Source organism: Virgibacillus sp. AGTR, assembly GCF_016919725.2.
GTDB lineage: Bacteria > Bacillota > Bacilli > Bacillales > Amphibacillaceae > Virgibacillus > Virgibacillus salarius.
Map to the genome: position 1 here is coordinate 17,509 of NZ_JAJERH010000018.1, position 22,927 is coordinate 40,435.

Below are 22,927 nucleotides of genomic sequence, written 5' to 3' on the forward strand. Positions count from 1 at the left end.
ATTACAATGGCGGATCAGCAACGTCCAAATGTACAGGAGATAAATCTTAGTCAGGAAATGCGTACATCATTCCTTGATTATGCAATGAGTGTTATTGTCTCACGTGCTCTTCCAGATGTTCGTGACGGATTAAAGCCTGTTCATCGTAGAATATTATATGCAATGAATGATTTAGGTATGCATGCAGATAAAGCTTATAAAAAATCTGCTCGTATCGTTGGTGAAGTAATTGGTAAATATCATCCACATGGTGATTCAGCTGTTTATGAAGCTATGGTAAGGATGGCGCAGGATTTTAGTTATCGAAATATGCTGGTAGATGGGCATGGTAATTTTGGTTCTGTAGATGGAGATTCAGCGGCAGCAATGCGTTATACGGAAGCAAGAATGTCAAAAATATCCATGGAATTATTGCGTGATATCAATAAAGATACAATCGATTATACGGATAACTATGATGGCTCAGAAAGGGAACCAGTTGTTTTCCCTTCTAGATTTCCTAACTTACTTGTTAATGGAGCATCAGGGATAGCTGTAGGGATGGCAACAAATATTCCACCACATAATCTTGGTGAAACAATAGATGCCGTACTTGCGCTAAGTAAAGATCCAGAAATTACAATTGATGAACTGATGGAGGATTATATTCATGGTCCTGATTTCCCTACAGCTGGGCAAATTCTTGGTAGGAGTGGAATTCGCAAAGCATATGAAACAGGGAAAGGCTCTGTTACTATTCGAGCAAAAGTCAATATTGAAGAGAAGCCAAACGGAAAGTCTACGATTATTGCAACTGAATTACCATATCAGGTAAATAAAGCAAAGCTGATAGAGAAGATTGCTGAGCTTGTACGAGATAAACGAATTGACGGAATTACTGATTTACGAGATGAATCAGATCGTGATGGGCTACGTGTCGTTATTGAACTCCGTCGGGATGTAAATGCGAATGTTGTTCTTAATAATTTATATAAACATACTGCGTTGCAAACTACCTTTGGGATAAATACGTTGGCATTAGTAGACGGACAACCTAAAGTACTTTCAATCAAACAATGTCTTATTCATTATTTAGAGCATCAAAAAGTAATTATTAAACGGCGTACAGCATTTGAATTGCGAAAAGCTGAGGCACGTGCACATATTTTAGAGGGGTTGCGAATTGCGCTTGATAATTTGGATGAGGTTATTGCGCTTATTCGTAGTTCAAAGACAACAGATATTGCACGTACTGGACTAATTGAACGTTTTGATCTATCTGAGAAACAAGCACAAGCAATTTTAGATATGCGTTTACAACGTTTAACAGGTCTTGAACGTGAAAAAATTGAAAATGAGTATAAAGAACTTCAAAAACTAATTGAAGAGTTAAAAGCGATTTTAGCGGATGAAGAAAAGGTATTAGAGATTATTCGTGAAGAGCTAACAGAAATTAAGGAACGCTTTAATGATGATCGTCGAACTGAAATTGTTGTTGGTGGTAGTGATTTCTTTGAGGACGAAGATCTAATCCCAGAAGAAAACATTGTTATTACATTAACACATCAGGGATATATCAAACGATTACCTTCTTCTACCTATCGTACTCAGAAGCGTGGCGGTCGTGGTATCCAAGGAATGGGAACGAATGAGGATGATTTTGTTGAACATCTTGTCTCTACTTCTACCCATGACACTATATTATTCTTCACAAATAAAGGTAAAGTGTACAAGGCAAAAGGATATGAAGTGCCAGAGTTCAGTAGAACTGCAAAAGGAATTCCCATTATTAATCTGTTGCAAATTGAGAAAGGCGAATGGGTGAATGCGGTTATCTCTGTAAAAGACTATCGTGAAGATCAATTTTTATTTTTTACAACGAAGCACGGTATTTCTAAACGTACGTCACTTGCCCAATTTGCAAATATTCGTAAAGGTGGACTTATTGCAGTAGGACTTCGAGAAGAAGATGAGCTGATCTCAGTGCGGCTAACTGATGGTACAAAGGATATGATGATTGCAACGAAAAATGGCTATTTAATTCGTTTTCCAGAGGACCAAATACGATCTATGGGAAGGACTGCAGCTGGCGTAAAGGGTATATCATTACGTGAAGATGATGAGGTTGTTTCCATGGAAATCTTACAGGAAGATGCTAAGATTCTCCACGTAACAAGTAAGGGTTATGGTAAACAAACACCAGAGTCAGAGTATCGAATAACAAATCGTGGTGGTAAAGGAATATACACTTGTAATTTAACAGAAAAAACAGGACATGTAGCAGCGGTGAAAGCTGTTTCAGGTAAAGAAGATCTTATGCTAATTACTGTTGCAGGTGTACTCATTCGTATTCCAGTCGAAGATATATCAGAGACTGGACGTAATACGATGGGAGTTCGTTTGATCCGTTTACAGGATGATGAGGAAGTAGCTACTGTAACAAGGATTGATCAGGATGAGGAAGAAGAACAAGTGGATCAGAAAGATCAAGCAGCACAAGATACAACAGAAGATGTGGAAGAATAATTGAAAAGATGGCTGACGTTCGGCCATCTTTTTTTCAACTAGATGAAACACAATGAGATACTATCCTATTTTATATATCTTATTTATCTAGTGGGGAGGAAAGTAATATGCAAGTAAGTCCATTACATCTAATACCAGGCTGTGTTTTAATGAAGGACGTAGAAGGAAAAACGAGTCGTCCGATAATCCCTAAGCAGACTGTGCTTACAGAGCAGCATATTGTTGTATTACAAAAATTCCTAGTGAAAACCGTTCATGTCTCTCCAAAGTTGGCAGATGGTAGTGAATATCAGCCGAAAGAGGAAGAAATGCAGCAAAGAAAGAGTGATTTGTTAGAAACTAACCTTCGTGAGGAAACATCATCTTTACCATTTGCAGCACATTATCAGCTAGCTGTTAAGCAATACAAAGCGCTCTTTGTATCTTGGCAAAACGGCTCAGCTATTGATATTACTCAAGTACGTAAGTTGATTATTCCTTTGTTAGGGCGAATGAAAGACATCAGCCAGGCAATCTATACTATACATCACTATGCAACTAGGGAGGACTATTTCTTTCATCATAATGTGGCGGTGGCTATTTTATCGGCTTATCTCGGATACAAAACCGGATACGCAAAAGGAGAATGGTTACAAGTTGGTCTAGCAGGATTTTTAAGTGATTGTGGAATGGCAAGAATTGATCCTGCCATCGTGAAGAAACATCATTTTTTAACAACTGAAGATTTATTAGAAGTAAAAAAGCATCCTACTTATTCCTATCGATTAACCGAGAAATTACCAACGATTAAACAAGCTGTTAAACAAGCAGTCTTACAACATCACGAGCGAATGGATGGCAGTGGTTATCCACTTGGATTATCCAAAGGGAAAATTCATCGTTATGCTCGGATTGTCGCTGTTTGTGATATGTACCATGCTATGATTTGTGATCGGTTATATAAGGAAAAGCAATCCCCTTTTAAGGTAATGGAGAAACTGCGGCAGGAGCAATTTTCTAAGTTAGATCCAGATGTAGTTCATACTTTTGTGCAGGGTATTACCAATTTCCCCGTAGGGACAAAGGTAAAGCTATCCAATGCAATGATAGGGGAGATTGTCTTCACTGATGCCAATAAGCCAACTCGACCAATGATAAGGCTACAAGATAATGACGACATCATGGCATTACAAAATCATCCTACTGTTTATATTGAAGAGATTTTAGAGAGTTCGTCTAGCATCGACTGACTCTCTTACAATTTTTTTCGTTGATCGTATAAATTTTCCCCTAATAGAAGTGGCATTTTAGTTGACGTTAATTCTAAGAAGTACAAAATGAATGGATAATCGATGTCGGGTTTTGCGACGAATAAATCTCCCCACCACTCTGTTTCATAACGACAAAGCATGCTTAGATTATATAAAATCAAATAATGTACCATCACTTCGTGAATGGACAGATAATCTTCACGTTTTAAAGGGAAAAATAATTGTTCTGTAGAACTGTGGACGAAAAATGGGCCAGTTACTTTTTTAACTGGATCAGTAACCTCCATTCGAATCATACGATCATCGTAATCATAATATTTTATATTTGGTAGGTATGGTTGAATTCGGCGAATAAAGGCTGTATCTGTTAAATGATAGGAATCCAGTAAATGAGCTGGAAACTCTAATAGTTTGGAATATTGTTTTCCGACAGGTACCATCTTATGTTCCCCTTGAAATTGAAAGAGTTGATTCATTTCTGGTATTACTGCTAATAAATGTTTCATACTTCTTTTTTCAAATGGAATCGTTTGCTCGTATAAATGCTCAGAAAAGTAAGGGAATAAGCCATTATGTTGTACTTTTACCTCATCATTCATAAATGTATAATCCTTTTTCTTTCTTTTCCTAGCTGTTACACCATGAGCTAATAAGTTGGTCGACTCAGGATAATTTGGGCGTTTGGTTAATAAGCAGGCTTTAATGAAGTGCACCATCCCATAAAAATAAAGAATCGGCTGCATAAAAGGATCAGACTTCCTTCCTTGCTGATAAAATCGGTTCCCATGGTTTAAATAATAGATAAAGGCATTACAATTCTCATAGCTCTTCGCTTCCGGATCTGGAAGTTTTAACTGTGTATAACAATGGCATAAATAGCTTTGTGCAGTTTGTTGGGATTGTAAGTAATTAACAAAGGAGATAATCGGATTCATAGATGATACCTCTTAACTATTAAAAAATTTTGAATCTATTTATTTTTTTATTTCCAACAATCTCTTGTTGAAAAAGCTAATATGTTGGCGTATTGTAAATAAAAATAGAAGTACTACTAGTGTATGCAAGTTCGGTTCTTGCATACATAAGGGTGTAGTGAAAAGCCTAGATAGTTATCTAAACTTATAAGGAGGATAAGCATGCGAGAAGATAAATTTTCTAAAGAAGGTTTAACGTTTGATGATGTTTTGTTAATGCCTGCAAAATCAGAGGTATTGCCAAAGGATGTGGATGTAAGTACACAACTAACGGACAATATAAAGCTCAACACCCCATTAATAAGTGCTGGAATGGATACTGTAACAGAAGCATCGATGGCAATAGCAATGGCTCGACAAGGTGGAATTGGTATTATTCATAAGAATATGTCGATTGAGGAGCAAGCAGAGCAAGTAGATCGTGTTAAACGTTCCGAAAGTGGCGTAATTACAAACCCATTCTTTTTAACTCCAGAACATCAGGTATATGATGCAGAACATTTGATGGGTAAATTTCGCATATCGGGTGTACCGATTGTTAATAACACGGATGAACAGAAGCTTGTAGGAATACTTACGAATCGTGATCTTCGATTTATTCAAGATTATTCTATATTGATTTCAGAAGTGATGACAAGTGAAAATCTGGTAACAGCACCAGTTGGTACAACTTTAGAAGAAGCTGAACAAATCCTCCAACAATATAAAATTGAAAAGCTGCCATTAGTGGATGATCAAACGGTTCTAAAAGGATTAATTACTATAAAAGATATTGAAAAAGTAATTGAGTTTCCACATGCAGCAAAAGATGCGCAAGGTAGACTATTAGCAGGTGCAGCAGTTGGTGTGACAGGAGATGCTATGAAACGAATTGAAAAGCTTGTGGAAGCTGGCGTTGACGCTATCGTTATTGACACAGCTCATGGCCACTCACAAGGGGTTATCGAACAAGTAAAAGCAGTACGTAAGGCTTATCCGTCATTAGATATTATTGCAGGTAACGTAGCAACACCTCAAGCAACGAAAGAGCTGATTGAGGCTGGAGCATCGATTGTTAAAGTAGGAATTGGCCCTGGCTCTATTTGCACTACACGTGTCGTAGCCGGTGTAGGTGTTCCACAAATTACAGCAGTATATGATTGTGCGCAAGCAGCTGCTGAATATAATGTACCTGTTATTGCAGATGGTGGTATCAAGTATTCAGGTGACATTGTAAAAGCATTGGCTGCAGGAGCTCATGCGGTTATGCTAGGTAGCATGTTTGCAGGTGTTTCCGAAAGCCCTGGTGAAACGGAGATTTTCCAAGGAAGACAATATAAAGTTTACCGAGGAATGGGATCTGTTGGTGCAATGAAGGCAGGCTCAAAAGATCGTTATTTCCAAGAGGACTCTGATGTGAAGAAGCTTGTCCCTGAAGGAATTGAAGGTAGAGTTGCTTATAAAGGTCCACTTGCTGATACGATTCATCAATTAATGGGCGGACTTCGTTCTGGAATGGGTTATTGTGGTACAGAAACTATTGATGCACTAAGAGAAGATGCTCAATTCGTAAAAATTACAAATGCGGGGCTAAGGGAAAGTCATCCACATGATGTACAAATTACCAAAGAGGCACCTAATTATTCTATATAGTCTTACGACAAACTTTGTACTAGTCGATGAAAAAATTGTAGATGGGGATATTTCCCTGTCTATTTTTTTGTCTATTTCTATGGTAAAATAACTAAGTGCATCCTTAAATTGAAAAAGTGTGCAACAAACATAGAGGTTAAACTACAGGTTGGAGGTACAGAAAGTTGAAACATAGTCTACAAAAGAGTTTCGTCATTTTACTAGCAGCGATGGTAATGATGGTTTCTATCATTGCAAAGCCATTTACTGCAAATGCTGCAGAAACATTGGATATTGAGGCAGAATCTGCGATATTAGTAGATGCAAATACTGGTAAAATTTTATTTGCCAAGAATGCGGATGTGGCTCTTCCTCCAGCTAGTATGACCAAAATGATGACAGAATATCTCGTATGGGAAGCCATCGAAAAGGGTCAAATCAGCTGGGATACAACAACACAGATTAGTGACTATCCATACAGCATTTCTGCTAATGCTTCTTTTTCAGGAATAGGATTAGAACAATCGAAGGATTATAAAGTAAAAGATTTGTATAACGCAATGGCAATCAACTCTGATAATGCTACTTCGATTGCATTAGCTGAATTGATTGCAGGTTCAGAAGCGGAATTTGTGAAAATGATGAATAAAAAGGGAGAGGAAATGGGGCTTCCTGACTTTAAATTCGTTAATTCCACTGGTTTAGACAATGAATCATTGGGAAAAAACCATCCAGAAGGAACAGATCCTAATGGTACAAACTTGCTTTCTGCGGAATCTGCTGCGCTACTTGCCTATCATCTAGTAAATGACTATCCAGAATCGTTAGAGGTTTCTAGCATGCCATCCACCGAATTTGATGGAAAAGAGATCCGAAATTGGAACCACATGCTTCCGCATAAAACAACCTTTTTAGAGCAATTTTATTATGAAGGTGTAGATGGGTTAAAGACAGGATATACTGATTTAGCTGGTTACTGCTTTACAGGAACAGCTAAAAAAAATAATCAGCGCTTGATTTCAGTTGTGATGCAAACGGATAGTGAAGAAAAGCGATTTGAGGAGACTGCCAAATTATTTAATTATGGTTTCCAACAGTTTGAAAGCACAGAGGTATTTCCGGCAGGACATCAAGTAAAAGGTAAATCCTCCCTTCCAGTAGCGAAAGGAAAGGAAGATCAGGTTGATATTTCTATTAAAGAAGGAATAACGATACCTATTAAGCCTAATGAAAAAGATAAATATAGTATGGAATATACAATAAATAAAGATTTGTTAAATAAAGAGGGCAAATTGACTGCACCAATTAAAAAGGGAGAAAAGATTGGGACAGCACAGCTTAAATATAAGGGCGAGAATGACTATGGCTATATTATTAAAGATAGTAATAGTACGGTAGATGTTGTAGCGAATGAAACAGTTGAAAAATCCAACTGGTTTATGTTAACACTTGGAGCAATTGGTGATTTCTTTGCTGATTTATTTACGACAGTAGTTGATTGGGTGAAAGGCTTATTCTAATCAATTTTTCTTGATCATCTGATATAGTTATTTTATAACAAGGGGGAGTTTATATGTCTCATACAGGTACAGAACGTGTAAAACGTGGTATGGCAGAAATGCAAAAGGGTGGCGTTATTATGGACGTTGTCAATGCTGAACAGGCGAAGATTGCTGAGGAAGCAGGAGCAGTTGCGGTAATGGCTCTTGAACGTGTTCCATCTGATATACGAGCAGCTGGTGGTGTCGCTCGTATGGCGGACCCTACTATAACAGAAGAAGTGCTAAATGCTGTCTCGATTCCTGTAATGGCAAAGGCACGCATTGGACATATCACAGAAGCACGAGTGTTAGAAGCAATGGGTGTTGACTATATTGATGAAAGTGAAGTCTTAACACCAGCTGATGATGTGTATCATATTAATAAATCAGATTATACCGTACCATTTGTTTGTGGCTGTCGTAATCTAGGAGAAGCGGCACGTCGGATTGGCGAGGGTGCTTCCATGTTACGTACCAAAGGTGAACCTGGAACAGGGAATATTGTAGAAGCAGTTCGTCACATGCGTCAGGTACAATCAGAAATTAGGAAGCTTACTGCGATGTCAAGAGATGAAGTGATGACTTATGCCAAGGAGATAGGTGCACCGTTCGAATTACTAATCGAAATTCGTGAGGATGGCCGTCTACCTGTGGTTAATTTTGCAGCTGGTGGGATAGCGACACCAAGTGATGCTGCACTCATGATGGAGTTAGGGGCTGATGGTGTATTTGTTGGTTCAGGTATCTTCAAATCTGCAAATCCTGCCAAGTTTGCTAAGGCCATTGTAGAGGCGACAACACATTACCGAGATTATAAATTGATTGCAGAACTTTCTAAGGACCTTGGGGTTGCCATGAAAGGTATTGAAATGAGCACCATTGAAGCACATGATCGTATGCAGGATCGTAGTGAATAGAAGGAAGGATTCCATATGACAACAATTGGAGTGCTTGCATTACAAGGTGCAGTCCGCGAGCATCTTCGGGCTGTAAAGGCTTGTGGTGCTAATGCAATAGAGATAAAACGAAAAGAACAGCTAGCTGAGATTGATGGATTAATTCTTCCTGGCGGTGAAAGCACAACGATTAGAAGATTAATTGACAGCTATGACTTTTTTGATGCTATTCAAGATTTTGGTAAGCAAGGTAAGCCTATCTTTGGCACGTGTGCTGGAATGATTTTAATGGCGACTGCCATAAAGGATCAAGATACTGCACATTTAAAACTAATTGATATGGAAGTTGCTCGTAATGCATTTGGACGTCAGGTTGCGAGTTTTGAGGCCGATGTAGAGGTGCATGGTATTGCAGCAGATTTTAATGCTGTGTTTATTCGCGCGCCCTATGTTGTTAAAGCAGGACCCGATGTAGAGATACTTGCTACGTATAACGAACACATTGTTACAGTTAGACAAGGTAACTATCTAGCAACAGCTTTTCATCCTGAATTAACAGATGATAATCGGATGATTGCTTATTTTGTTCAGATGGTTAAGAAAGCTGTAGCAAGTACTTAACACTAGTAAACCTGATGAGACATAACTCAAATGCTTTTTCTTTGCATGTAGGAGTTTTATAATCAGAATAAGACCGAACGAATTCGAATGCTAGTTAAAGGTGGTTATCCCGGAAGTTAGATTTTTCACTTTAACTTCCAGGGGACGGTACCATTGCTTCGAATTATCGTTCGGTTTTTTGATTAGCGTACTATGTCTGAGCCTTTTTTTATTCTCTTTTTGGTTGTCAACACCTTGCTCTATTACATTCACTTCAACATGTTGGGCGATAGGATACGGTAGCTGTAGCAAAAAATGTTCTTCCAGATACATCTTTGGCATTATGGACGACAACAAACGAGGGATGGGGGTGCGCAGTTGCAAAAAAATGATAGTTGCATATACATAAAAAATCAGCTATGATGTAATATAATACCTATATAAAACGATGTTGACAGGAAATAGTAGTAGTTTATCTTCTTAAAGAGAATCGATGGTTGGTGTGAATCGATATTAGATAGCTATGAATCCATCCTTGAATTGGTTTATGGAATTCTTTGGATAGTAAGTAAACCCGGTGACGTACCGTTAAAACGATAAGCCGGAAGAGATTTCTCTTCAATCAGGGTGGCAACGCGGGAATTTTACTCTCGTCCCTATTTCATTAGGGACGGGAGTTTTTTGATTTTTATTTATTAGACATAACTAAGGAGGACAATTGTAATGCTAGACATGAAATTTTTACGAAACAATTTTCAAGAAGTGAAAGCAAAATTAACCCATCGTGGCGAAGATTTATCAGAGCTGGATCGTTTTGAGGACCTTGACGAAAACCGGCGTAAGCTTATAGCTGAAACAGAACAGCTGAAGGCAAAGCGAAATGAAGCATCTAAACAAATATCTGTATTAAAAAGAGAAAAGAAAGATGCAGAGCCAGCTATCAAGGAAATGCGCGAGGTTGGTGAAAAGATTGCTATACTGGATAAAAATTTAAAAGAAATCGAGGAACAATTGGGGCAAATTATGCTATCCATTCCAAACATTCCACATGAAAGTGTACCTGTTGGTGAAGATGAAGATGATAACATTGAAGTGCGTCAATGGGGCGAACGTCCAAACTTTGCTTATGAAGCTCAACCACATTGGGATATCGCAACAAATTTGGGTATATTGGATTTTGAACGTGCAGGGAAAGTGACTGGCAGCCGTTTTGTATTCTACAAAGGCTTAGGGGCACGCTTAGAGCGTGCTTTATGGAATTTTATGATGGATCTACATGCGGATGAACATGGTTATGAGGAAATGATTCCACCATATATGGTAAATCGTACAAGTATGACCGGAACAGGACAGCTGCCGAAGTTCGAGGAGGATGCATTTAAATTAGTTGATTGGGATTACTTTATGGCACCAACCGCGGAAGTACCAGTAACGAATTATCATCGGGATGAAATCTTATCTAGTGATGACTTGCCAAAAAAATATGCCGCATTTAGTGGGTGCTTCCGTTCTGAAGCAGGATCAGCAGGTAGAGATACTAGAGGATTGATTCGCCAGCATCAATTTAATAAAGTGGAGCTTGTTCATTTTGTTAAACCAGAAGAATCTTATGAAACATTGGAAATGTTGACTGGACATGCAGAAAAAGTATTACAGTTATTAGAGCTACCATATCGTGTTATGAGCATGTGTACTGGTGATCTAGGTTTTACAGCAGCAAAAAAATATGATATTGAGGTTTGGATCCCTAGTCAAAACACGTATCGTGAAATTTCTTCTTGTTCTAATTTTGAGGATTTCCAAGCTAGGCGAGCGGGGATACGATTCCGTAGAGATGTAAAAGCTAAACCGGAATTCGTGCATACGCTCAATGGTTCTGGTCTAGCGATTGGTCGTACTGTTGCAGCAATCCTCGAAAATTATCAGCAAGCAGATGGTACTGTTGAGATCCCTAAAGTATTAAAACCTTATATGGGCGGAAAAGAAGTAATTAAATAGTTTATTCTAAAAGCGTGCCGGAATTATATAAATCGGCACGCTTCTATTTTAGTTGTCGCTGGATGAGGATTAATCTGTGAGCATCAGTGAACTTCAAAGGAACATTAACGAAAAACTGGTGACTTCAAACAATCATCTAGAAAAAATTCTTTTAAACCTCTAAAATGATGTAGACAAAGTGATCAAGGATTGCTACTATATAAATGATAATGATTATCAATTTCATTAGGTTAGATAGTTCTTTTTGATAAGGAAGTGGGAAGAAATATGGCTGCAGAGTCTCGGACATCCGATCTACATACAACAACGAAATCTATTAAATCTAGACCACTGCCAGCAATGATTATTTTAATTGGTGGTATTATCGCAACTATATTTGCTCTGACACTTTCTATTTCTATAGGTGCAGCTGATATTACATTTTCCACTGTATGGGAAGCGATATTTCATTATGATCCAACCAGTACTTCACACTCCATTATTCAGGAACTAAGACTTCCTAGAACCTTAGCTGGAGTTTTAGTTGGTGCATCTTTTGCTGTAGCTGGAGCGATGATGCAAGGGATGACAAGGAATCCATTAGCTGATCCAGGAATATTAGGGATCAATGCAGGAGCGGTCTTTATGGTCGCCATTTGCTTTGCGCTCTTTCCTGGGATGTCTTACAATGGATTAATTCTCTTTTCATTTATAGGTGCAGGTGTAAGCGTCGTTCTTGTATTTGGTATTAGTTCGATGGGAAAAGGAGTAGTAACACCTGTAAAAATAGTGTTAGCTGGAGCTGCTGTAACAGCATTTTTTACAGCTTTAAGTGAAGGTATAGGCATTTATTTCAGTTTAAGTCAGGATTTGGCTTTTTGGTTTGCTGGCGGTATAGCAGGTGTGAAATGGACACAGTTAAAATTAATGTTTCCATGGGTTCTCGGCGCGCTGATTGCAGCTATGCTGTTATCGAAATCAATTACGATCCTAAGTCTTGGTGATGATGTAGCCAAAGGATTAGGACAGCGGACGAAGCTTGTACGTGCAGCAGGCTTTATTATCGTGTTGTTAATAGCTGGAGTTGCTGTCGCAGTTGCTGGTCCAATAGGTTTTGTTGGCTTAATTGTTCCGCATATTGCCCGCTTTTTTGTTGGAGTTGATTATCGGCTTATTATTCCATGCTCAGCTGTGATAGGCGGCTTTCTTACTTGTATAGCAGATATAGGTGCGCGTATGATTAATGCACCACAAGAAACGCCAATTGGTGCGTTATTTGCTTTAATTGGTGTTCCATTCTTCCTTTATGTTGCTAGAAAAGAAAGGAGGAATCTGTGATGCGCTCTATAGGAATACGGTCCGAAGATGAACGAACAAGAAAACGGATTCTTATATTACTTATATTTATTGTTTTAATTGTGCTTACTTTTGTTATTAGTGTTAATATTGGCGCGATCCGTTTAGCCCCTTCTGAATTGCTACAAACAATCATTGGAAATGGGACCGCCCAGCAAGAATTGATTTTATTTGAATTTAGACTTCCACGAATTATCATCTCTATGTTAGTTGGTGCGGGGCTAGCAGTTTCCGGCTGTATTTTGCAAGGAGTAGCACGTAATCCTTTAGCAGAGCCGGGAATATTAGGGATAACTACAGGTGCAGGACTAATGGTAGTTTTAGCATTAGCATACTACCCAGTTGGCGAAAGTATACCCGTTGGTCTACTGCCGTTTCTATCCTTAATTGGTGGCATTAGTACGGCGATTATTATTTACATGCTAGCTTACGATAGGCATAATGGCTTGTTACCTAATCGTCTGGTGTTAAATGGAATTGCGGTAGCAGCTGGATTAAATGCAATTCTATTAGTTGTCTCCTTACAACTTCCAGAACAAAAGTATGATGTGTTAGCAGTTTGGATGGCAGGAAGGATTTGGGGGGCTGAATGGCGCTTCGTATTTACGCTATTACCATGGATGATTATTCTATTACCATATATCTTTTTGAAAGCACGAACGCTTGATGTCTTAACTTTTGGTGATGAAGTGGCTACAGGGCTAGGGGTTTCCGTGGAGAAAGAGCGATTAAAGGTAGTCGCTGCTTCGGTTGGATTAGCTTCTGCTTGTATATCTGTTAGTGGAGGCATCGCCTTTGTCGGCTTAATAGGCCCACATCTAGCAAGAAAATTAATTGGACCAAATCACCGTTTTCTATTACCGTTATCTGCTGTTGCAGGGGCTCTACTATTACTTGCTGCAGATACTATTGGAAAAGCAATTTTACAGCCATCTGAAATACCCGCCGGAATTGTAGTTGCAATTATTGGAGCACCATATTTTCTATATTTGTTGAGTAAATCGTAAGGTTAATAAAAAATGAAAAAGAAAAGAGGATTATAGATGAAATTTTCACGGATACTTCCATTCAGTTTCTGTTTATTAATAATTTTTCTGCTAGCAGCTTGTGGAGATAGTGATAAAGAAGAAAAAGCAGAGAACAGTAAAGCGGATGATACAAAACAATCAGAGGAACAAGCTGAGCAAACACGTGTATATGAAAGTCCAAATGGAGAGGTAGAAATTCCGGCAAATCCAGAACGAGTTTTAGTCGCTGATCAGGATTATGTTGGTTATGCATTAGCTCTAGGAGTAACACCAATTGCAACTACTGGCTGGATATTTGATTCCCCATATTTTAAAGATCAATTATCTGATACGAAAAATGTAGGAGATAAAACGTCAATTAGCATAGAAGAGGTAATTGCACTTAAACCGGACTTAATTATTACGTATTCAGAAGATAAATATGAACAGCTTGCAAAAGTCGCTCCTACTGTGTTAATTCCTTTTGGTACTTATAATTATCGAGAAATGCTTACCGAATTCGGAAAAATATTAAATAAAGAGGAAGCAGTAAAGGACTATTTTGCTACCTTCGATGAGAAAGTAGAAGAAAAGAAAAAAGAAATAGCAGATGTCATTGAGAACGATGAAAAAGTCGTTATTATTGAACTTGCTGAAAAAGAAATATACTTGTTTGGTGAGTCTTACGGAAGAGGCGGAGAAATCATTTACAATCAACTTGGTTTGAGTGCTCCGGAAAAGGCTGCTGAAGAAGCAAAAGATGAAGGTTGGGCAAGTATTTCATTAGAAGCTGTGCCCGAATTTCTAGAAGAAGCCGATCATATATTCATTGGTGTAAGAGAATCAGAAAATGGAGATACAGAAGAACGGAAGTCAGATGTTACCTCGTTAACAATGTGGGAAAACTTACCTGCAGTTAAAAACGGGAATGTTTATGATTATAAAGTCCAAAATATGTATTTTTCCGATCCAATTGCATTAAGTCATCAATTAGATTTCATTGTTGATAAATTAAAATCAGAATAAATAGGATTGTGATATGCTCCCCTTAAGGTAGACAGATTAAAAAATAAAAATCTGTATCTACATGAAGGGGAGTTTTTTATTGTTTCTTCCTTCTTTTGTCTCAGCATCTTTTTTAAAAGTTAAGAAAGTATAAAATCAGTACAATGACTGCGTTAAGCGAAGTAGTTATTTTGAAATGTTTGATGTATATTGGCAATGCTCCGACTAATTACTTCGCTTTCCGTGGGCGCGACCTCAACTAACTTTGCAAAGAAGAACACGTTGCAAAGTGGATTTTTGGCTCGCGCTATTCCCGCAGGAGTCTACGTAATTCGTCTCCGCTATGAGAAGGTGCAACAATTCTTGTCATAAGTAATAGGTTGACTTTTTTTACAATGGGTAAAGTGAAAATCGCTATCCGTGAGTATAAAAGCAGCTGTGTTACTTCATGCTAGCGTTGTAGAGCCTGATAATAGCGAAGGCCGGCCACTTCAACTCCTGTGGGAAATGTTTGACCTGAAGATCCACTTTTTTGAGCGGGTTTTGCTAAAAAAGTTAGCTGAAGGACAAACCCCATGGAAAGGGAAGTGGGCAGCCGGAGTGGTGGTCAAGTAAGAAGTAGCTATTATTCCATAATAGCTACTAGAGGGAGCGTAAATCTGAGCATGTAGTGATAAGGACTGAGCGAATTTTGCTCCGTTTTTTTCTAGGAAATTATAAAATTTCCCCTATGGATAAATATAGGCGTGTTGGGCTGCATCCAGCTCCAGCGTCCAGTAACTAGGCTACTTCACGAATCGCCCTACGATTAAGTCATCATTGGCTCACAAGCTCACCGTGATTCCTTTATCTCCGTTGAATCGCTCCAGTCGCTACGTTTCTAATCAGGCGTTTCCGCTTTTGTTATTGTATCTGCTACTTTCGAATTATTAAAAAAGTGCATCAAATTCTAAAGAGCTGCAACTTTTTATGAGGCGAATTCGTTATTTAGGGAGGAAGGGGGAGGAATATTGGATATACAAGACTTATATAAGCTTTATATTTTAGATGTTTATCGATATTTATTCTCCCTATGTAAGGATAAGGAATTAGCAGAGGATTTGACTCACGATACATTTATGAAAGCATACATAGCATTAGATAGATCACCGCCAAAGTCCTTTAAAGCATGGCTGTTTAAAATAGCCTACCATCTTTTCATTGATTATATGAGGCACAGTAAAAGAATTGTTTATCAGGAACCAGAATTTTTTTCGAAAATAGCTCACGATCAATCAACAGAACTAGATTTTTTAAAACACTTACATATTAGAGAATTGTACCGAAAGCTTGATCAATTGAAGCCCTTACAGCGGGATGCTATTCTTCTATGTGATATTCAAGGATATTCCTATAAAGAAGCAGCTACTATTCTATCAGTAAAGGAGAACACCTTGAAATCCCATATTTTCCGTGGAAGAGGACGACTTAGACAGCTTTATAAAAAAGGGGAGTGAAGCATGAGCACAGAATGGAAAGAAAAGCTAAAAAAATATTATAATGGTGAGCTGTCAGAGGAGGAAGCTCTGGAAGTAGAGGAGGAATTAGATAGGCTTGATGATTATCAGGAAATACTAGGGAAAGAGATACCATCTGTTGATCAGGAGAATGATCGTGAAGATATACCTCCGGAAAAAGTCCAGCAAATTCTAAACAGTAGTATTCGGCATGCTAAATTTTCCTTAGTAGCCTATGTTGTTATGATCCTATTACTCATATACCCTATTATGGTGATAGCTAGTTATCTGTACTATGGCGTGAATAATAAGGCTGAAGAACTTATAGATGTTGCAATTAATACAGTTTACGTCACGGAGCCAAATGTTAGTCTTGAAGAAATGGAGATAGAGGAGCAGATTAATTTATTTCATTTTCAAGTTCAGATGGATCTTTTCAAACGAATTGGCAAAAAGGATATAAAGCAAGGGGAGTGGCAGGTCAAATATCTATTCGATGATGCAAAAATGCCAGTACGAAACTATATTACAGAATCTCCGAAAGAGCGAATCCCATATTTTGATACAAAAAAACTATATCACCCTAAAGCAACGATTACGAATCGAGATAATACAGCTTGGGATACACTTGAAAAACTGCCAGAAGGAACTGTTTCTGAAATATATGTCTCACTAAATAAACTTACAAACCCAGATGAAATGCCAGACATCGTAGATGGAATGGATGTGGAATGGCGATGGTATGCTATAGATACTGGTTTAGAATCCACAGGTAAAGATCTAGAAGGAAGATATCTGGCGCCAATCGGTTATCCTGCCCAAACAGATCCTGATGCTTGGTCACCGTACAATAATTCAAAATCAAATGAAGCACAATTCTTAGATAGTCTTCATTTACTAGAAAAATATGAAGAGCAAGCGGTAGCCATTTCCCATGCAAAATCATTAGAGCTGAATGATCGGATTAGTTATTTAATGAACCATGGGATTCATGTTTATGCCGGGGTACTTACAGGACCTACAAAAGAGATATTAAAACTACAAGAAAATGAAGCAATTCGAGCGATTCATATAGGGGAGGTGCGATTATGGAATTGGTAAGTTTATTTCATAGAAAAGAAAAAAAGAAACGACTAAAATTAAGAGAAACAAAATTTGGTATCGCGTCTTTTATATGTGCATTGCTTACATTAGCCTATTTAAATATTTTTTTACTAACCTTCGGTGAAGTTGCGGGACTTACGAATATCTTCTTTGGTGTACTACCCTTTCTTGGTACACTTTTTGGTTTAATTAGTTTAACAAGAATGAATTTTAAAAAAACCTTTACCTTGTTAGCATTCAGTATTTATGTATTTACCGCATTTTGTATTGTTATCGTCGGTTTCTTTGAGCTAAGCATTTATCCAAAGCCATGAGGAAAGTAAAAACGTTTTTCACATGGAAAACAGAGAAATACTAGAAATCTTGGAGTAGTCCATCTTTATATTAAACAAACTACTTGCTGGTAAGTGACCAACAAGTAGTTTGTTTTACTTGATTACTGATTTTCTTTACGTTCGATAATCATCTCAACGAATAAATCAATTTGTTCCTTTACTGCAATTGGGTCGTAACGATAAAAAATATCAAAGTCATTATAGAAGATTTGATCTTGTTTATGAGCTTGTAAATTTTTCCAAATAGCAGAATCTTTCAAGTCTTGTAAAGCTGTCCCTTCATTTTCAGGGTCATACGTGGTTAAGAACATATAATCAGCTGCATAGTCAGGGAGTACCTCTAGAGAAAGCTGTTTCGTACTTTCTCCTTCACTGTTCTTCTCTGGCATCTTTAATTTGAGCGCATTATACAAGGCTTGTCCACCTCTACCCGAATTATCACCAAAGGTCCACAATTCCCCTTTGTTTGTAAGCTCATAAATGCCAAATGTTTCATCCGGCTCGATAACACCCTCTAATTTTTTACGACCTTCCTCTCCTTTTTTATGAAAGTCAGTGAGGAATGCTTCTGCTTGATCCGGCTTACCTGTGATGTCACCGAATAGCTTAACGGTTTCTTCTACATCGGATGTAGTACCGTATGGGATATGAATGGTTGGAGCGATCTTAGATAATGCCTCGTAATTATCATCATACATAACGACGATTAGATCCGGTTTTAGCGATAATACTTTTTCTTCATTGAGTGGATAGCCAACATCTGTTGCATCCTTTAATAAATCTGATATAAATGGATTATCAAATGCTGTTGGTTCAGCACCTACTACGTTTGCACCTACGGACAGTAGTTCGCCCCCGTAGTAGTCGGTGACAATTCGTTTTGGTTTAACTGGTATATCGACATTCCCTTTAGCGGTTTCAAAACTACGCATTTCTTCTTGTTTATTATTATCTTCATTGCTATCTTGATTTTCTGATTCTTCTTCTGAGCTATTATTACCACCACATGCTGATAAGAAGACAGCAAGAATAACTAGAAAAACTGGTAAGCGCAATTTTTTAATCATTTTCAATCTCCTTAGCTTATGATTTTTGATATAGATGCCTTAATAGCGCTTTATTTCTTGAATTAAATTTATCGTTATGTGAAGATACCCTTGCTTTTGCTGTTGCATCAGGTTCTAATAATAGTTTTGCTTGATTAACGGCATTCGCTGCATCTACAAATGCTCCAGCAATTAAGTGTACCTTCCCATCAAACGATAGGATATCACCAGCTGCATAAAGACCTTCAATGGAAGTAGCTGATTTCGAGGTTCCTTTTACAAAGAAATCCCTTTCTATTTCAATATTTAAAGGGCTTTCTTTAATAAACGTTAATTCTCGTTCATAGCCATAGCTAATGATAAGCGCATCTGTTTTCACTTCTTCTTCTTGATTTGTCTCGTGGTTTCGTATTTCCACGGCTTCGATTTGATCGCCTTGTGCATTAGCATGCAACTTCTCAATGGTTGAATTAAAATGGATGTTAGCTGTAGAATTCATGATTTGCGAAATATGTGCTTCATGTCCTGTAAATTCATTTTTACGATGCACCATATGTAGCTGCTTAGCTATTGGTTCTAATTCGTTAGCCCAATCAATGGCTGAGTTTCCCCCACCAGATATGATAATGTTTTTATTTTTGAAATGCTCAAGACTTTGTACGGTATAATGCAGATTTGTTACCTCAAATCGATCTGCACCTTCAATATCAATTTTAATTGGATTTAATATACCGCCACCAACTGCAAGAATTACTGTTTTACTTAAATATTGATTACCAGAATGGGAAGTTAATACAAATAGGTTATCTTCATTTTTCTCTATTTTTGTAACTTTTTCGTTGAGAATGACTTCAGGATCGAATGTCAATGCTTGCTCTGCCATTTGATCAATTAAGGTAGCTCCAGTTACAGGAGTTAATCCACCTACATCCCAAATCATTTTCTCTGGATATACGTGTACCTTACCACCAAGCTTTGGTTGATATTCTATAATACGAGTTGATAAATCCCTCATGCCACTATAAAAAGATGCATATAAACCTGCTGGTCCACCACCAACAATAGTTACATCTGTAATATCTAAATGTTGCATATTATAATTACCTCCTTCGCCATTGATGATAATGAGAATCATTATCACTATGACTAATTATACAGAATTTTTTTAGGAAAGCAATAAACGGTTAGAAAAATAAATGACAGGTTTATAAAAAATTTTCAAATAGTAATTGACAGGATGTCGCAAGCGTAGTATTGTATATATCAATTACAAAATATAAACTTCTTATTCAGAGAGGTGGAGGGAATTGGCCCTTTGAAGCCTCGGCAGCGGACTTTACAAAGTACTGTGCCAAATCCAACAAGTCATTTGTGCTTGGAAAATAAGAAGAGAGCGCCAATAGATATGGAAATCTCTTCTTACAAACAAGGAGGGATTTTTTTATTCGGGACAAAATTTTATAGCGTAACTTCTTATCCAGAGAGGTGGAGGGACTGGCCCTTTGAAACCTCGGCAACAGACTCTATGAAGTACTGTGCCAAATCCAGCAAGCTAAGAGCTTGAAAGATAAGAAGAGGATAGTATATGGATGCCTCTTCTTAACTGAAGAGGCATTTTTAGTACAGACATAAAGGAGTGATACATCATGATTACATTTGAACGTGTAAGTAAAATTTATAATGGAAAGCAACAACAAATAAAGGCATTAGACGATGTGAATTTGCACATTGAAAAAGGTGAAATCTTTGGTGTTATCGGTTTTAGTGGTGCTGGGAAAAGTTCCCTTATTCGTTGTGTGAACCTATTAGAACGTCCCTCTTCGGGAAAAGTAACGGTTAATAATCAAGATTTGCTAAGCCTTTCTCCAAAGGATCTACGTGAAGCTAAACGAAGCATCGGGATGATTTTTCAGCATTTTAATTTATTAAATGCTAAAACAGTATTCGCAAATGTAGCGATGCCGTTATTACTTGCTAATGTACCAAAAGATGAAGTGAAGCGTCGGGTTATAGAACTACTAGAGTTTGTTGGATTAAAAGATAAAGCAGATAATTATCCAGATCAACTATCTGGTGGACAAAAGCAGCGTGTAGGAATTGCTCGTGCCCTTGCTACGAAGCCAAAGGTATTATTATGTGACGAAGCAACTTCAGCACTAGATCCAGAAACTACGAAATCAATTTTACAGCTGCTAAAGAAGATAAATGAAGAATATAACCTAACCATTTTGATTATTACGCATGAAATGGGGGTTATTCGCGAGATTTGCGATAAGGTAGCGGTATTGGATGAGGGGAAAGTAGTAGAAGCAGGTTCCGTATTCGAAGTGTTTGCACAGCCAAAGACAGAGATTGCACATAAATTTGTACGGTCTGTGATGCATGATGATATTCCTAGATCCGTATATGAGCTGTTAAAAGTGCGGGATCAACGTCAGAAAATTTATCGAATTGTATTCCTTGGGGAATCGACGGGACGACCGCTATTATCAGAAATTGCTAAGCAATATGCGGTTGATGTAAATGTGTTATTTGGCAGTATTACGGAGCTACAGGGAACACCATTTGGCAATTTAATCGTCAAACTAGATGGTGATGAAAATGAAATAAATCGTGCTATCATGCATATTCACCAACAGAAGGTAACGGTAAAGGAGGTGCTAGCAGATGTTAGTTAATGGTCAACAAATTGTGGAAGCATTATGGGAGACTATTGTAATGGTTGGCGTTTCCTTGCTTTTTTCGTTTGTAATTGGTCTAATCTTAGGGATTTTACTTGTTGTCACAAGAAAAGGTCATTTATGGGAAAATAAAGCAGTTTTTACCGTATTAAATGCCATTATAAATGTGTTCCGATCTATTCCGTTTATTATCTTAATGGTTGCTGTCATACCATTTACTCGTTTGGTAGTTGGAACTTCAATTGGAACTGCGGCAGCTATTGTTCCAATGATTTTATATGCTGGCCCATATATTGCTCGATTAATAGAAAATTCACTACTAGAGGTTGATCCAGGTGTGATGGAGGCAGCACAGGCTATGGGTGCAACACCCAAACAGATAATTATGCGCTTCCTTATTCCAGAAGCGCTTAGCTCCTTGTTATTGGGTATTACGATTGCCACCATTGGACTCGTAGGTGCATCTGCCATGGCAGGTGCAGTAGGGGGTGGAGGCCTTGGCGACTTAGCTATTACTTACGGATATCAACGCTTTGATACATTGGTTATGATTATCACCGTAGGGATTCTCGTTATTATGGTTCAAGGCTTACAATCTACAGGCAATTTCATTTCTAAAAAAATTAGACGTCGGTAATGACTATTAATTTGAACGCTTTTTTCTAGCTATTTTTTAAAGCATTTATCGTTAAGTAACGTATTTAAAAATAAGGAGAGAACAGCATGAAAAGAATAACCATCCGTTTTTTATTGATTATATTGACAAGCATTATCACAGCATGTTCGAGTAGTGATGCAGCTACAACAGTGAAAGTCGGGATTAGTGGATCAGATACAGCCATTTGGGATTACGTGGCAGAAAAAGCAAAAAAAGAAGGGATAGATGTCGAAATCGTTCGTTTTTCTGACTATGTTCAGCCCAACTTAGCATTAGCTGAGGGGGAAATCGATGCAAATGCTTTTCAGACGGTATCTTATTTTGATGCTTTTATTGAAGAACATCATTTAGATTTAACCCCAATTGCAACAACAGTTATTGCTCCAATGGGCTTATATTCTGAAAAGCATGATCGTCCAGAAGATATTCCAGAAGGTGGAACCATTGCCTTAGCAAAAGAGGCAACAAATATGGGGAGAGGTCTATTGTTGTTACAGGACGCAGGGTTGATAACGTTAGAAGAAGGATTTGATGGCAATGGTTCATTAGATAAGATTGTTGAGAATCCAAAGAATCTTCAATTTGAATTGCTAGTGGCTGGTCAAACACCGCGTGTTTTACCTGATGTCGATGCTTCTATTATTAATAATGGGATTGCAGTTGATGCAGGTTTTAGCCCGTTAGATGATTCCATTTACCATGAAGATGAAACAGCAACGCCATATATAAATATCATCGCTGTCCAAAAAGAGGATCAAGATGATGAAGTGTTGAAGAAATTAGCAGATATTTATCAAACCGAGGATGTTGCGAATTTTATAGAAAAAGAAAGAGACGGAAATTCAATTCCAACGTTCGTACCGTTAAATGAAATAGGACATTAGA

General features: G+C 37.8%; 20 protein-coding genes, 2 riboswitches and 1 other annotated feature. Of the genes, 17 read left to right on the forward strand and 3 right to left on the reverse strand.

The genetic code is table 11. The features are described 5' to 3' along the window. Window positions 1-6: 6 nt before the first annotated feature. Together gyrA and JUJ52_RS09115 are read left to right on the forward strand one after the other, a co-directional pair. The gene (gene gyrA / locus JUJ52_RS09110; protein WP_026680127.1) at window positions 7-2,505 is read left to right on the forward strand and encodes a DNA gyrase subunit A; all 2,499 of its coding nucleotides are present in this window, start codon (window positions 7-9) and stop codon (window positions 2,503-2,505) included. A 107-nt stretch (window positions 2,506-2,612) separates the two neighbouring features. After that, entirely contained in the window at window positions 2,613-3,734 is a 1,122-nt protein-coding gene (locus JUJ52_RS09115) for an HD-GYP domain-containing protein (RefSeq protein WP_205389375.1), read from the forward strand. A gap of 5 nt (window positions 3,735-3,739) precedes the next feature. On the opposite strand, the gene JUJ52_RS09120 is transcribed toward JUJ52_RS09115, so the two are convergent. Next, window positions 3,740-4,690 carry a YaaC family protein gene (locus JUJ52_RS09120; protein ID WP_026680129.1) on the reverse strand — a complete coding sequence of 317 codons (951 nt, stop codon included), beginning with the start codon at window positions 4,688-4,690 and terminating at the stop codon, window positions 3,740-3,742. A gap of 201 nt (window positions 4,691-4,891) precedes the next feature. Here JUJ52_RS09120 and guaB point away from each other — a divergent pair, with 201 nt between their 5' ends. The 12 genes from guaB (at window position 4,892) to JUJ52_RS09180 (ending at window position 17,636) form a co-directional block, all read left to right on the forward strand. Continuing rightward, complete coding sequence (gene guaB, locus JUJ52_RS09125) at window positions 4,892-6,361, forward strand: IMP dehydrogenase (RefSeq protein ID WP_026680130.1); 1,470 nt, start codon at window positions 4,892-4,894, stop codon at window positions 6,359-6,361. Between the two features lie 164 nt (window positions 6,362-6,525). After that, the gene (locus JUJ52_RS09130; RefSeq protein ID WP_026680131.1) at window positions 6,526-7,860 is read left to right on the forward strand and encodes a serine hydrolase; all 1,335 of its coding nucleotides are present in this window, start codon (window positions 6,526-6,528) and stop codon (window positions 7,858-7,860) included. Window positions 7,861-7,913: 53 nt separating this feature from the next. After that, window positions 7,914-8,798 (forward strand): pyridoxal 5'-phosphate synthase lyase subunit PdxS, encoded by an 885-nt coding sequence (pdxS, locus tag JUJ52_RS09135; protein WP_026680132.1) that lies wholly within the window; start codon window positions 7,914-7,916, stop codon window positions 8,796-8,798. A gap of 15 nt (window positions 8,799-8,813) precedes the next feature. Further along, window positions 8,814-9,398: a pyridoxal 5'-phosphate synthase glutaminase subunit PdxT gene (pdxT, locus tag JUJ52_RS09140; protein WP_205389376.1), complete on the forward strand. Its 585-nt coding sequence runs from the start codon at window positions 8,814-8,816 to the stop codon at window positions 9,396-9,398. A 421-nt stretch (window positions 9,399-9,819) separates the two neighbouring features. Then, window positions 9,820-10,038, forward strand: a binding site (T-box leader). A 62-nt stretch (window positions 10,039-10,100) separates the two neighbouring features. Continuing rightward, window positions 10,101-11,375, forward strand: a complete 1,275-nt coding sequence (gene serS / locus JUJ52_RS09145; protein ID WP_026680135.1) for a serine--tRNA ligase — start codon at window positions 10,101-10,103, stop codon at window positions 11,373-11,375. Window positions 11,376-11,642: 267 nt separating this feature from the next. Next, the gene (locus JUJ52_RS09150) at window positions 11,643-12,692 is read left to right on the forward strand and encodes a FecCD family ABC transporter permease (RefSeq protein WP_026680136.1); all 1,050 of its coding nucleotides are present in this window, start codon (window positions 11,643-11,645) and stop codon (window positions 12,690-12,692) included. After that, window positions 12,692-13,717, forward strand: a complete 1,026-nt coding sequence (locus JUJ52_RS09155; protein WP_205389378.1) for a FecCD family ABC transporter permease — start codon at window positions 12,692-12,694, stop codon at window positions 13,715-13,717. Before JUJ52_RS09150 ends, JUJ52_RS09155 begins: the two co-directional genes overlap by 1 nt. Before the next feature lie 36 nt (window positions 13,718-13,753). Beyond that, entirely contained in the window at window positions 13,754-14,743 is a 990-nt protein-coding gene (locus JUJ52_RS09160) for an ABC transporter substrate-binding protein (protein ID WP_205389379.1), read from the forward strand. 399 nt (window positions 14,744-15,142) lie between these two features. Further along, the gene (locus JUJ52_RS09165; protein ID WP_121604251.1) at window positions 15,143-15,337 is read left to right on the forward strand and encodes a hypothetical protein; all 195 of its coding nucleotides are present in this window, start codon (window positions 15,143-15,145) and stop codon (window positions 15,335-15,337) included. A gap of 395 nt (window positions 15,338-15,732) precedes the next feature. Continuing rightward, window positions 15,733-16,218: a sigma-70 family RNA polymerase sigma factor gene (locus tag JUJ52_RS09170; protein ID WP_026679926.1), complete on the forward strand. Its 486-nt coding sequence runs from the start codon at window positions 15,733-15,735 to the stop codon at window positions 16,216-16,218. 3 nt (window positions 16,219-16,221) lie between these two features. Next, entirely contained in the window at window positions 16,222-17,319 is a 1,098-nt protein-coding gene (locus JUJ52_RS09175; RefSeq protein ID WP_051388246.1) for an anti-sigma factor, read from the forward strand. Further along, a complete protein-coding gene (locus JUJ52_RS09180; protein ID WP_205389381.1) occupies window positions 17,307-17,636 on the forward strand; it encodes a hypothetical protein in 330 nt (109 codons plus the stop codon). Before JUJ52_RS09175 ends, JUJ52_RS09180 begins: the two co-directional genes overlap by 13 nt. Window positions 17,637-17,758: 122 nt before the next feature. Here the strand turns inward: JUJ52_RS09180 and JUJ52_RS09185 are convergent, their stop codons facing one another. Together JUJ52_RS09185 and JUJ52_RS09190 are read right to left on the reverse strand one after the other, a co-directional pair. Then, on the reverse strand, window positions 17,759-18,724 hold the full coding sequence (locus tag JUJ52_RS09185; protein WP_205389382.1) for an ABC transporter substrate-binding protein: 966 nt from the start codon (window positions 18,722-18,724) through the stop codon (window positions 17,759-17,761). A 16-nt stretch (window positions 18,725-18,740) separates the two neighbouring features. Next, on the reverse strand, window positions 18,741-19,796 hold the full coding sequence (locus JUJ52_RS09190) for an NAD(P)/FAD-dependent oxidoreductase (protein WP_026679922.1): 1,056 nt from the start codon (window positions 19,794-19,796) through the stop codon (window positions 18,741-18,743). 189 nt (window positions 19,797-19,985) lie between these two features. Further along, window positions 19,986-20,092: riboswitch (SAM riboswitch) on the forward strand. An 81-nt stretch (window positions 20,093-20,173) separates the two neighbouring features. After that, window positions 20,174-20,277, forward strand: a riboswitch (SAM riboswitch). A 72-nt stretch (window positions 20,278-20,349) separates the two neighbouring features. Here JUJ52_RS09190 and JUJ52_RS09195 point away from each other — a divergent pair. The 3 genes from JUJ52_RS09195 (at window position 20,350) to JUJ52_RS09205 (ending at window position 22,926) form a co-directional block, all read left to right on the forward strand. Further along, window positions 20,350-21,381: a methionine ABC transporter ATP-binding protein gene (locus JUJ52_RS09195; RefSeq protein WP_205389383.1), complete on the forward strand. Its 1,032-nt coding sequence runs from the start codon at window positions 20,350-20,352 to the stop codon at window positions 21,379-21,381. After that, a complete protein-coding gene (locus JUJ52_RS09200; RefSeq protein WP_026679919.1) occupies window positions 21,371-22,021 on the forward strand; it encodes a methionine ABC transporter permease in 651 nt (216 codons plus the stop codon). Before JUJ52_RS09195 ends, JUJ52_RS09200 begins: the two co-directional genes overlap by 11 nt. Before the next feature lie 86 nt (window positions 22,022-22,107). Beyond that, complete coding sequence (locus JUJ52_RS09205; RefSeq protein ID WP_026679918.1) at window positions 22,108-22,926, forward strand: MetQ/NlpA family ABC transporter substrate-binding protein; 819 nt, start codon at window positions 22,108-22,110, stop codon at window positions 22,924-22,926. Window position 22,927: the final 1 nt, after the last annotated feature.